6 protein-coding genes and 1 pseudogene are annotated in these 11,932 nt (G+C 72.3%); 2 read left to right on the forward strand and 5 right to left on the reverse strand.

Translation table 11 applies throughout. From position 1 onward, the window contains the following. Positions 1-77: 77 nt before the first annotated feature. The 3 genes from AB0B63_RS23040 to nrdR all read right to left on the reverse strand — a co-directional run bounded on the left by AB0B63_RS23040 (position 78) and on the right by nrdR (position 4,584). Positions 78-1,013 carry a DUF2332 domain-containing protein gene (locus AB0B63_RS23040; protein WP_208569558.1) on the reverse strand — a complete coding sequence of 312 codons (936 nt, stop codon included), beginning with the start codon at positions 1,011-1,013 and terminating at the stop codon, positions 78-80. Between the two features lie 117 nt (positions 1,014-1,130). Continuing rightward, entirely contained in the window at positions 1,131-4,016 is a 2,886-nt protein-coding gene (locus AB0B63_RS23045; protein ID WP_357021951.1) for a vitamin B12-dependent ribonucleotide reductase, read from the reverse strand. Positions 4,017-4,095: 79 nt separating this feature from the next. Beyond that, positions 4,096-4,584 (reverse strand): transcriptional regulator NrdR, encoded by a 489-nt coding sequence (gene nrdR, locus AB0B63_RS23050; RefSeq protein WP_208569561.1) that lies wholly within the window; start codon positions 4,582-4,584, stop codon positions 4,096-4,098. Positions 4,585-5,211: 627 nt separating this feature from the next. Between nrdR and lexA the strand changes: the two genes are divergently transcribed. After that, the gene (lexA, locus tag AB0B63_RS23055) at positions 5,212-5,994 is read left to right on the forward strand and encodes a transcriptional repressor LexA (protein ID WP_208569562.1); all 783 of its coding nucleotides are present in this window, start codon (positions 5,212-5,214) and stop codon (positions 5,992-5,994) included. A gap of 573 nt (positions 5,995-6,567) precedes the next feature. Here lexA and AB0B63_RS23060 read toward each other — a convergent pair. After that, a pseudogene (locus AB0B63_RS23060) lies at positions 6,568-8,364 on the reverse strand (hypothetical protein); the annotation flags it as partial. Between the two features lie 48 nt (positions 8,365-8,412). Next, complete coding sequence (gene hflX, locus AB0B63_RS23065; protein ID WP_244253122.1) at positions 8,413-9,891, reverse strand: GTPase HflX; 1,479 nt, start codon at positions 9,889-9,891, stop codon at positions 8,413-8,415. Positions 9,892-10,039: 148 nt separating this feature from the next. Here hflX and AB0B63_RS23070 point away from each other — a divergent pair, with 148 nt between their 5' ends. Continuing rightward, on the forward strand, positions 10,040-11,512 hold the full coding sequence (locus AB0B63_RS23070) for an NAD-dependent malic enzyme (protein WP_208569565.1): 1,473 nt from the start codon (positions 10,040-10,042) through the stop codon (positions 11,510-11,512). The last annotated feature ends 420 nt before the right edge of the window (positions 11,513-11,932 follow it).

An 11,932-nucleotide genomic window follows, 5' to 3' on the forward strand; every position in this document is an offset into this window, starting at 1 on the left:
GTCGGCACCCCAGCCTAGTGACGACTGCCGTCATCCACCGTCCCGTCACCCGCACGGAAGGTCACGGCCCGAACCGGTCAGCCGAACCAGTGGGCCGCCTGGCCGTGCGAGCGCATCCAGGCCAGCGGCGTCCCGTCGAGGGCGAGCACGTTGTGCAGCGTCCCGTCGGGCGGTTCCGGCAGCCCGTCGAGGGCGAGCACGTCGGCCGCCTCGGCGGACACCCAGTGGCCGGGCAGGGCGCGGACCAGCGCGACGAAGGCCGCCCGAGGCGCCGACGGCACCTGGTAGAGCACGGAGGTGTGCAGGACCACCAGCGTCGCGCCGGCCGGTGCCCGCGCGGCCAACGCCGGCAGATCGTCCACCAGGTCGCCACGGACCAGCTCCGGCGGGTCGGCGGCGGCCACCGCCGCTGCCGCCCGCAGCCGGGACCGGCGGTGGGTGTGCTCCGGCCAGATCAGCGCGTCGAGCCAGGCCACGTCGGCCGGGTCGGTGACGTCGAGCGGGTTCAGGTCCAGACCGGCCCGCCACACCACCTCGGGGCGGGTGGTCGGGGGCTCGGTGCCGGTCAGCGCGCAGTCGAGGACAGGGTCGCCCGCGCCGAGCAGGTGGTCGCCGTAGCGGTAGGCGTACCGGTCGGGATAGAGGCAGAGACCGGCGGACGCGCCGACCTCCAGCAGTGCCAGCGGCTGCGGCAGCGCGGCCAGCACCGGCAGCAGCGCCGCGCAGCGGCCGACCTCGTTGGTCTGCACCGCCCGGGTGAGCATCGCGGCCCGCACGGTGGCCCAGTGCGCCACGGTGTGGGCACGGAAGGCGGCCGGGTCGTCGACCGGACCACCGAGCCAGCGGACGACACCGAGCAGCAGTTGCGGCTGCCGCTTGGCCGGGGGCAGATCGTCCAGCAGCGCCAGCAACTCGTCGTCCCGGGCAACCGCGTGGGCCAACCGCTCGTAGGCCGGTGAGACACCGTGCGCCTCCCGGGTGGCGAACTCGACGTACCGGTCGGCGGTGGTCATGCCCCGATCATCCCCGCCGCGCCCCTGCGACGCGGCCCCGCGCGGTGTCGCGCCGCTCACCATCGACGGGGAGGGCCGGCACCCGTCGGGTGCCGGCCCTCCCGTTCGACGCGTACGTCAGCTGCAACCGCTGGTGGAGCCGCAGCCCTCACAGACGTAGCAGCTGCCGGCGGGGCGCATCTTCGTGCCGCAGGTGAAGCAGAGCGGCGCGTCGGCGGCCTTGCCGATCACGGCCTCCAGCAGTTCGGTAGAGGAGCCCACGGCGGGCGCCGGCTTGGCGGCGGCCACCTCGGCCAGCTCCTGGGCCGGCTGGGCCAGTGGGCCGGTCTTCGGTTCGGCCACCTCGACCGGGGCCGAGGACGCCATCGCGGTCAGGTCCGTGCCGCTCATCTCCGCATCCGCCTCGGCCCGCAGCTGCGCGGCCCGCTCCTTGGCGGTGAAGATGCCCAGCTCGGCACGACGCTCGTAGGGCAGGAAGTCCAACGCCAGCCGCCGGAAGATGTAGTCCATCACCGAGGCGGCCATCCGCACGTCCGGGTCGTCGGTCATGCCGGCCGGCTCGAAGCGCATGTTGGTGAACTTGCTGACGTACGTCTCCAGCGGGACGCCGTACTGCAGGCCGATGGAGATGGCCACCGAGAAGGCGTCCATCACCCCGGCCAGGGTCGAGCCCTGCTTGGACATCTTGAGGAAGACCTCGCCCAGCCCGTCGTCCGGGTAGGACGAGGCGGTGAGGTAGCCCTCCGCGCCGCCGACGGAGAAGGAGACCGTCTCCGACGGACGCTTCTTCGGCAGCCGCTTACGCACCGGCCGGTACTCGACGACCTTCTCCACGGCGGCCGGGGCCGGCGTCTCGACGGCGGCCGGGGCGGCGGTCTTGTTCGGCTTGGCCACCGAGAGGGGCTGGCCGACCTTGCAGTTGTCCCGGTAGATCGCCAGCGCCTTCAGGCCCAGCTTCCAGCCCTCGAAGTAGATCTTCTCGACGTCGGCGACGGTGGCCTGCTCCGGCATGTTGACCGTCTTGGAGATGGCACCCGAGATGAACGGCTGGACGGCCGCCATCATCCGCACGTGACCCATCGGGGCGATGGACCGCTCGCCCATCGCGCAGTCGAAGACCGGGTAGTGCTCCGGCTTGAGGCCGGGGGCGTCCACCACGTGACCGTGGTCGGCGATGTGCTCGACGATCGCCTCGACCTGCTCCTCGGGGTAGCCGAGGCTGCGCAGGGCGCGCGGCACGGTCTGGTTGACGATCTGCATCGAGCCGCCGCCGACCAGCTTCTTGAACTTCACCAGCGCCAGGTCGGGCTCGACCCCGGTGGTGTCGCAGTCCATCATCAGGCCGATGGTGCCCGTCGGCGCCAGCACAGCGGCCTGCGAATTGCGCCAGCCGTACCGGTCGCCGACCTTGTTGCCCTCGGTCCACTGCTTGGTGGCCTCCCGCGCGATGGCGGTGGCGACGGTGCCGGCCGGCTTGATGGCGTCGTTGGCGGCGGCGTGCTTGCGCATCACCCGCTTGTGCGGCTCGGCGTTGCGGGCGTAGCCGTCGTACGCGCCGACGATCGCGGCCAGCTCGGCCGAACGGCGGTACGCGGTGCCGGTCATCAGCGAGGTGATCGCCGCGGCCACCGACCGGCCCTGCTCCGAGTCGTACGGCAGGCCGGAGGCCATCAGCAGGGCGCCGAGGTTGGCGTAGCCGATGCCGAGCTGCCGGTAGGCGCGGGTGGTCTCGCCGATCTTGTCGGTGGGGAAGTCGGCGAAGCAGATCGAGATGTCCATCGCGGTGATGACGAACTCGACCGACCGGACGAACTTCTCCACCTCGAAGCCGCCGTCGGCGCGGAGGAACTTCATCAGGTTGAGCGAGGCCAGGTTGCACGAGGAGTTGTCCAGGTGCAGGTACTCCGAGCACGGGTTCGACGCGGTGATCCGGCCGGTCTCCGGGCAGGTGTGCCAGTCGTTGATGGTGTCGTCGTACTGCAGGCCCGGGTCGGCGCACTCCCAGGCGGCCTGGGCGATGGTACGGAACAGCTTCTGCGCGTCGATGGTCTCGATGGTCTGCCCGTCGAGGCGGCCCCGCAGGTCGAAGCCGCCGCCGTTCTCCACCGCCGCCATGAACTCGTCGGAGACCCGCACCGAGTTGTTGGCGTTCTGGTACTGGACGCTGACGATGTCGGCACCGCCGAGGTCCATGTCGAAGCCGGCGTCCCGCAGCGCGCGGATCTTGTCCTCCTCGCGCGCCTTGGTCGCCACGAACTCCTCGATGTCCGGGTGGTCCACGTCGAGGATGACCATCTTGGCCGCGCGCCGGGTGGCGCCGCCGGACTTGATGGTGCCGGCGGAGGCGTCCGCGCCGCGCATGAAGCTGACCGGGCCCGAGGCGGTGCCGCCGGAGGAGAGCAGCTCCTTCGAGGACCGGATGCGGGAGAGGTTGACCCCGGCACCGGAGCCGCCCTGGAAGATCCGCCCCTCCTCCTTGTACCAGTCCAGGATGGAGTCCATCGAGTCGTCGACCGAGAGGATGAAGCAGGCGCTGACCTGCTGCGGCGACGGGGTGCCGACGTTGAACCAGACCGGCGAGTTGAAGCTGAACACCTGGTGCAGCAGCATCCAGGTCAGCTCGTGCGCGAAGATCTCCGCGTCGGCCGGGTTGGCGAAGTAGCCGTGCTGCTCACCGGCGGCCCGGTAGGTGCTGACCACCCGGTCGATGAGCTGCTTGAGCGACCACTCGCGCTGCGGGGTCCCCACCGCGCCCCGGAAGTACTTGGTGGTGACGATGTTCGCCGCGTTGACGCTCCACGACTCGGGGAACTCCACCCCGCGCTGCTCGAAGTTGATCGAGCCGTCCCGCCAGTTGGTCATGACGACGTCGCGGCGCTCCCACGCCACCTCGTCGTACGGGTGCACGCCCTCGGTCGTCCAGACCCGCTGCACCTTCAGCCCCGTCGCCGCGCCGTTCTTCGCCGCCCGCGTCCGGCTTGTTGTCACGCCGTCCCCCGCCATCTCATCGGCCCCCTCGTCTGCGCGGCCACCCGCCACGCGTCGTCACTGTCGAAATCCAGGTCGTCACTTGGTAAAAGACTCAGTCGGTACGGTCGGCGGCGCCGGCCGCGTCGACGCGGGCCTGTGCGGCGGCCCGGAGGGTCTCGATCTCCCGTTCGAAGTCGGCCAGCGAGTCGAACGAGCGGTAGACGCTGGCGAAGCGCAGGTAGGCCACCTCGTCCAGGTCGCGCAGTGGGCCCAGGATCGCCAGTCCCACGTCGTGGCTCGGCAGCTCGGCAGCTCCCTTGGCCCGGACGGTCTCCTCGACCTTCTGCGCCAGCAGCGCGATGGAGTCCTCGTCGACCGGCCGGCCCTGGCACGCCTTGCGTACCCCGCCGATGATCTTCGTCCGGCTGAACGGCTCGGTCACCCCGCTGCGCTTGACCACCGCGAGGACGGCCTCCTCGACCGTGGTGAACCGCTTGCCGCATTCCGGGCAGGAGCGCCGCCGCCGGATCAGCTGGCCGTCGTCGGCCTCGCGCGAGTCGACCACCCGGGAGTCGGCGTGCCGGCAGTACGGACACCGCATCGCCCGACCTCCTTGATCGACTGTGGGCCGCCTGCCCGCCCGCCTCCGGGCACGCGTCGACCCGGCGCAACCGGTGTCGCCGGTCTCGCCGTGGTCGACGATACGGGAGTGCGGTGGGTAGTCGAACCCAACCTGTGGGCAACTTACGCCCGTGTGACTACTACATCTAGGGGTCGACCGTAGGCCGCCGGCCGGGTCGGGTCAAGTTGCCCGACTGTCCGGCGCGTCACGCCCGAACCGCCCCACCACCCCGGGCCCACCACCCCCGGGCCCACCACCCCGGGCCCGTCGCCGCTCCCGGGGGTCGACAGCTCCAACCGACCCCACGCCGGGGAGGTTACCGGCCGTCCGGCCAGCCCGACCCGGACGGTTGACCGACCCGGCAGGCCACCGAACCCCTCGAACACGGGTTCGAGGAGGACGTACCATCTACCAGAACGGGCGTACGAGTTACCAGGTTTTCCACCCGACACGCCGAGACGCGTCGTACAGATGTTTGAAAATGACCGATCTCACCTATACGGTCATGAACGACCGGGCACGGCGCACCACGTCGGTCCGGCACCGCGACACCCCGCGCGCACCACGAGCCGCCAAGGCACCCAGCGCCGACCAGGGAGGACGGACGTGACCGAGGACCGGGCCAACCGGCAGAAGAACCCGCAGCCGATCGCCGAGGCGGGTCCCCCGGCCACTCGGCGTCCCCGCGCCGCCCGCAGCCGGACCGGCCAACCGGCCGTCCGCCAGGTCACGCCGGTGGTCAGCGGCTTCCCCGACCCGGCCGCCGTCGACCTCACCGCCCGCCAGCGCCGCATCCTCGAATTCATCCGCAGCTGGGTGGAGCGGCACGGCTACCCGCCGAGCGTCCGCGAGATCGGCGAGGCGGTCGGCCTGGTCTCCCCGTCCAGCGTCGCCTACCAGCTCAAGGAGCTGGAAAAAAAGGGCTTCCTGCGCCGCGACCCCAACCGCCCCCGCGCGGTTGACGTCCGCGCCCCCGTCGACGCCGACGACGAGCTGAGCCGAGCCCAGCGCCCCACCCCGGCGTACGTGCCGATGCTGGGCCGCATCGCGGCCGGTGGGCCGATCCTGGCCGAGCAGGCGGTCGAGGACGTGTTCCCGCTCCCCCGCGAACTGGTCGGCGAGGGCGAGGTCTTCATGCTCCAGGTCAAGGGCGACTCGATGCTCGACGCGGCGATCTGCGACGGCGACTGGGTGGTGGTGCGGCAGCAGCCGATCGCCGAGGCCGGTGACATCGTGGCCGCCATGCTCGACGGTGAGGCGACCGTCAAGACCTACCGGCGACGCGACGGTCACGTCTGGCTGATGCCGCAGAACCCGGCCTTCGACCCGATCCCCGGTGACGACGCCACCATCATGGGCCGGGTCGTGGCCGTGCTCCGCCGGATCTGACCTCGTCCCGCCCGGCAGCCTCCGGCGGAGGCTGCCGGTGCCGTTCCCGGTGACCGTGCCCCGCCCCGCAACGGCCGTGGCAGGTGCCTGGTCGACCGCGCACGCCCGCGACCTGGGGAGAAGTCAGTAACGCTCGCCGCTGCGGCCGGGCGGTGGGCCGTACTGGCCGCCCCGCCGGTCGTCGTGGTCGTCGTCCCGGCGTGGACCGGAACGCGGCTCCCGGGGCCCACCCTCACGCCGTGGCGGTTCGGCCCGCCCGGCACCGTAGACACCGTCCCCACCACCCGCAGCGCCACCCCGCCCGCCCGCCGGGCCGGCACCACGACCACCGGCGGGAGCACCGCCACGCCCACCGGCGGGAGGAGCACCGGGACCACCCACCGGAGCACCGCCACGCCCACCGGCCGGCGGCGCAGCACGCCCACCCGGCGGAGGACCGCCCCGCCCACCCGGCGGAGGACCGCCACGGGCACCGACCGGCGCACCACCGCGCCCCTCCGGTGGCGGGCCGCCACGGCCACCCGGCGGGGTACCGCCACGGCCACCCGGCGGGGTGCCACGCCCGGCCACCGGGGCACCACCACGGGCCCCGGGCGGCGCACCACGCCCATCGGCCGGCGCACCACCACGCCCACCCGCCGGCACACCGCCGCGTCCACCGGCCGGCGCACCACCGCGCGGGTCGGCGGCGGCCGGCGCACCACCCCGGGCACCACCGCCCGAAGCACCACCACGCGGGCCGACACCCGGGGCGCCACCGCGCGGACCGGCACCGCCGGCACCACCGCGCGGACCAGCACCGCCGCCCGGGGTGGCACCGCGCGGACCGGCACCGCCGGCCGGGGTGGCACCGTAGACACCACCGCCGGCAGGGCGACCGCCGCCGTAGACACCACCACCCGCCGGACGTCCGCCGCCCGCAGGGCTGCCACCTCCCGGACTGCCGGAGGGAACCGCTGCGGCTGCCGCTGGGGGCCGACCTCCGCCGTAGACCGCGCCGCCGGCCGGCCGGGCGGGGCCACCACCTGCCGCAGCGCCGTAGACACCGCCGGTACGCGGCCGGTCCGGGGCCGGTTCGGCGGCAGGGGGGGACTCACCGGCCGGGAAGCCCTCGGCCCGGGACACCGCGCCGGAGGTGAAGACCTCGTCGTCGGGATCGTCAGGCATCTCGCCGGCCGCCGCGGCCCGCCTGCGGGACCGCACGATCCCGACGATGCCGGCCCCGACCAGCACTGCGCCGACCACCCCGACCGCACCGATCAGGTAGGTGATCTGGTCCAGGCTCAGGTTGTCGTACCAGGACTTGTCCGCTGCCGGCTTGGTCCCCGCCGCGCCCTCGACCGCCTCCGCGCCCTTGGTGGACGGGGTGTAGCCGAGGATGTCGATCGGGTCCTCCGGGGAGAGTTCCCCGCCGTCGGAGACGGTCACGAACCCGGTGCCGTCCGGGGTGTACGAGATGGCCTCGCCGAACGGGTCCGCCAACGGGGTGACCCGGGGGGTGCCGGTGGTCAACGCGGCCACGATGTCGTCGCCCTTGACGTCGTACTCGAAGGCGTCGGCGTAGGTGCGCAGCACCACCCGGCTGCCGTCGGGCGAGCGGGCCGCCCCGGTGATGGCCACCCGACCGATGATGTTGAGCGGGTTGTCGGTGGTGGTCTTGGGCAGGGTGATCTCGCCGACCTTCTTCATCGGCACCGGATCGGCGTTGCCGCCGCTGTCGAGCTTCGTCTCCGGGGTGAAGATCTCCGCCTTGCCACTGGGCACCTTGGTGATCACCAGGGGCGACCCGTCCGCGCCGATCAGCAGCGCCTCGGCGTCGTGCGGCTTGCGCTCCGGGTACGACAGCCGGTGCAGCACCGGCTGCTTCGACCCGGTCACCGGCATCGTCCAGACCGCGACCCGGGTACGCCGTTCCCTGCTGGTCACGTTGTCACCGGTGTCGGCGATCCAGAGCGTCTTGCCGTCCGGGGAGAGGGCCAGGTCCTCCGTGTCGAACGGGCCGTCGCCGGAGAACTTGACCGGCTCCCTGGCGATCTTGCACTTGGTGTCGAGGAAGAAGACCCGCTTGCGGCTCTCCTGGAGGGTGCCGTCGTTGATCACGACATAGCCGGTCTTCGTGGCGACCAGGCCGGACAGCTCCCGCAGCCGCTCGTCCGTGACGGTGCACTTCTTCTTGCCGGCGACGGCCAACGGCGCCACCCCGGCCAGCGGCACTGCACCGGCCAGCGGCACCGTCCCGACGGGGGTGGCCAGGACCGACGCCGCCCCGGAGGTGGCAGCGGAGACCGGTGCCGCTGCGGCAGCAGCGGGTGCCACGGCCACGCCGAACAGGGCGAGGGCAACCGTGACCGAGGAGACAGCGCGGCGCATGGCGTCAGTGTCGCATGCCGCCATGAACCTCAGGTCACACCGCAGCGCTCACCGACTGCCGGCCACCGCAGGGTCACCCGCCGCCACGAACGGAGTCAACTCGGCGGCGAGCGCCTCCCCCACCCGCACGTGCAGCAGGGTGCCCTCCGGGAGGTGGGAGGTGCTCAGCACCTCACCCTGCCGGTGCAGCCGGGCAACCAGGTCACCCCGGTCGTACGGCAGGACCGCGCGGACCTCCACGGCCGGACGCGGCAGCCGCTGCTCGATCACCTCGCGCAGCCCTTCGAGGCCACGCCCACTGTGCGCGGAGACGAAGACCGCGTCCGGCCAGAGCCGCTTGAGCCGCAGCAGGGTCTCCTCGTCGGCGGCGTCGGTCTTGTTGACCACCAGCAGCTCGGGCAGCCGGTCGGCGCCGACCTCGGAGAGCACCTCCCGCACCGCGCGGACCTGCTCCTCGGGGTCGGGGTGGGTGCCGTCGACCACGTGCACCACCAGGTCGGCCTCGGCGACCTCCTCCAGCGTCGAACGGAACGCCTCGACGATCTGGTGGGGCAGGTGCCGGACGAAACCCACCGTGTCGGACAGCGTGTAGAGCCGCCCGTCCGAGGTGGTGGCCCGGCGGGTGGTCGGGTCCAGGGTGGCGAAGAGCGCGTTCTCCACCAGCACGCCCGCGCCGGTGAGCCGGTTGAGCAGGCTCGACTTGCCGGCGTTGGTGTAACCGGCGATGGCGACCGCAGGAACGGCGTTACGGGACCGACGGGCGCGCTTGGTCTGGCGTACCGTCTTCATGGCCTTGATCTCCCGGCGCAACCGGGCGATGCGGTGGCGGATGCGCCGCCGGTCGGTCTCCAGCTTGGTCTCACCGGGGCCACGCAGACCCACGCCGCCACCGGCGCCGCCGCCGCGCCCGGAGCCACCGCTCTGCCGGGACAGCGACTCACCCCAACCACGCAACCGGGGCAGCAGGTATTCGAGCTGGGCCAGCTCGACCTGCGCCTTGCCCTCCTTGCTCTTGGCGTGCTGGGCGAAGATGTCGAGGATCAGCGCGGTGCGGTCGACCACCTTGACCTTGGTGCGCTGTTCCAGGTTGCGCAGCTGGGACGGGGACAGCTCACCGTCGCAGATCACCGTGTCGGCCCCGGTGGAGAGCACCGCCGCGCTGAGGTCGTCGACCTTGCCCCGGCCGACGTAGGTGGCCGGGTCGGGGCGGCTGCGGCGCTGGATCAGCCCTTCGAGCACCTGCGAACCGGCGGTCTCGGCCAGGGCGGCCAGCTCGGTCAGCGAATTGTCGGCGTCGCGCTGGGTGCCCTCGGTCCAGACGCCGACGAGGACGACCCGCTCCAGCCGGAGCTGGCGGTATTCGACCTCGGTGACGTCGGTCAGCTCGGTGGAGAGGCCGGGGACCCGCCGCAACGCCTGCCGCTCCGACAGCTCGTACTCACCGGTCGTGGCGTCGAGGTCGTCGTCCGAGAAGGGGGTGTGGGTCTCCTGGTCGCGCAAGCTGCGTCTCCTGTCCGTTCTGTGCATGTACCGAGTAATCCTGACACGGGTCAACGCGGAACGCGACTGCTATATGCCCGTGGTGGAGGTCGCCGAACGCGGGGGCGGCTGCCGCCGTGGCCCGGTGGGCGAGTAGAAATGGCGACGAGCCGCCAGCGACGACGGAGGTATTTCCGTGGCCATCACCAGACTGCCGAGTGCCGGATTCTCGATCACGATCCGGATCGCGGTCCCCGCGGACGCCTCCTCGATCGGCCGGCTGACCACGTCGGTCGGCGAGGCCGGGGCGATCGTCACCGCGCTCGACGTGGTCGACTCCGACCCGACCCACGTGATCGTCGACCTCACCTGCGACACCGCCGACGCCGGCCACGCCGACCAGGTCGTCGAGGCGCTCACCGCGCTCGACGGGGTGGACGTGCGCAAGGTGTCCGACCGGACGTTCCTGCTGCACCTCGGCGGCAAGATCGAGGTGCACTCGAAGGTCGGGCTGCGGACCCGCGACGAGCTGTCCCGGGCGTACACCCCGGGGGTGGCCCGGGTCTGCATGGCGATCGCGGAGAACCCGGCGGACGCCCGGCGGTTGACCATCAAGCGCAACACGGTCGCCGTGGTCAGCGACGGCTCGGCCGTGCTCGGCCTGGGCAACCTCGGCCCGGCGGCGTCGCTGCCGGTGATGGAGGGCAAGGCGGCGCTGTTCAAGCGCTTCGGCGGGGTGGACGCCTGGCCGGTGGTGCTGGACACCCAGGACACCGACGAGATCGTGGCGATCGTCAAGGCCATCGCCCCCGCGTACGGCGGGATCAACCTGGAGGACATCGCCGCGCCGCGCTGCTTCGAGATCGAGGCCCGGCTGCGGGAGCTGCTGGACATCCCGGTCTTCCACGACGACCAGCACGGCACCGCGATCTGCGTGCTGGCCGCGCTGACCAACGCACTGCGCGTCGTGGGCAAGCAGCTCGCGGACGTCCGGGTGGTCGTCTCCGGGGCCGGCGCGGCCGGCACCGCGATCATGAAACTGCTGCTGCGCCAGGGCGTCGGCGACATCATCGCGTACGACCGGCAGGGCGCCCTGCACCGTGGGCTGACCGGCCTCAACCCGGCCTGGCAGTGGCTGGCCGAGAACACCAACCGGGACAACTACGCCGGCGACCTGGCCGGTGCGGTCCGGGGCGCGGACGTCTTCATCGGGGTCAGCGCCCCCAACCTGCTCACCGGTGACGACGTCGCCACCATGGCCAAGGACGCGATCGTCTTCGCGCTGGCCAACCCCGACCCGGAGGTCGACCCCCGGGAGGCCCGCAAGCACGCCGCGATCGTCGCCACCGGCCGCTCCGACCAGCCGAACCAGATCAACAACGTGCTCGCCTTCCCGGGCGTGTTCCGGGGCATGCTCGACGCGCACGCCGAGGAGTTCACCGAGGAGATGGCGATCGCGGCGGCCCGGGCCATCGCCGACGTGGTCGGCGAAGACAAGATCAACCCGACGGTGATCGTGCCGAGCGTCTTCGACTCCCGGGTCGCCCCGGCGGTCGCCGCCGCAGTCCGCGCCGCCGCCCAGAACCCGGCTGCGACGCCACCCCCGGCCGCCGACCCCGGCCCCGCCGACCTCCCCGAGGTAGCCGCCACCGCCAGCGCCACCCCCTGACCCCCTCCCCTCCCCCGCGAGCCCAATCCCCAGCCCGGCTCGACTGGCCCCGGCTCGACTGGCCCCAGGCGCGGCCGGCCCCAGGCTCGACTGGCCCCAGGCGCGGCCGGCCCCAGGCTCGGCTCGCCCCGGTGATCAAGAGGTTTACGTCAATCCGCCCGCCACCCATGACGCAAACCTCTTGATCACCACGCACCCTCCCCGCCCGGCCCCGGTGATCAAGAAGTTTGCGTCATTCCGGCCGCCATCTTTGACCCGAACCTCTTGATCACCGCACGTCACCTCATCAGGACCGGGTGATCAAGAGGTTTACGTCATCTGCCACGGGCGGTTTCTAGGCTTCAGTGCAACTGATCTTGGGTTGGGTTGGAGGTCCTGGTGGCGAAGCCGGGTGTGTTGACGTTCGGGCATCGGCAGGTG

The sequence above is a fragment of the Micromonospora sp. NPDC049081 genome (assembly GCF_040648835.1).
Taxonomy (GTDB): domain Bacteria; phylum Actinomycetota; class Actinomycetes; order Mycobacteriales; family Micromonosporaceae; genus Micromonospora; species Micromonospora antibiotica.

Coding starts and splice junctions, on each gene's coding strand:
- AB0B63_RS23040 (WP_208569558.1), bottom strand. CDS start 1,013: ATGACCACCGCCGACCGGTACGTCGAGTTCGCCACCCGGGAGGCGCAC.
- AB0B63_RS23045 (WP_357021951.1), bottom strand. CDS start 4,016: ATGGCGGGGGACGGCGTGACAACAAGCCGGACGCGGGCGGCGAAGAAC.
- nrdR (WP_208569561.1), bottom strand. CDS start 4,584: ATGCGGTGTCCGTACTGCCGGCACGCCGACTCCCGGGTGGTCGACTCG.
- hflX (WP_244253122.1), bottom strand. CDS start 9,891: ATGCACAGAACGGACAGGAGACGCAGCTTGCGCGACCAGGAGACCCAC.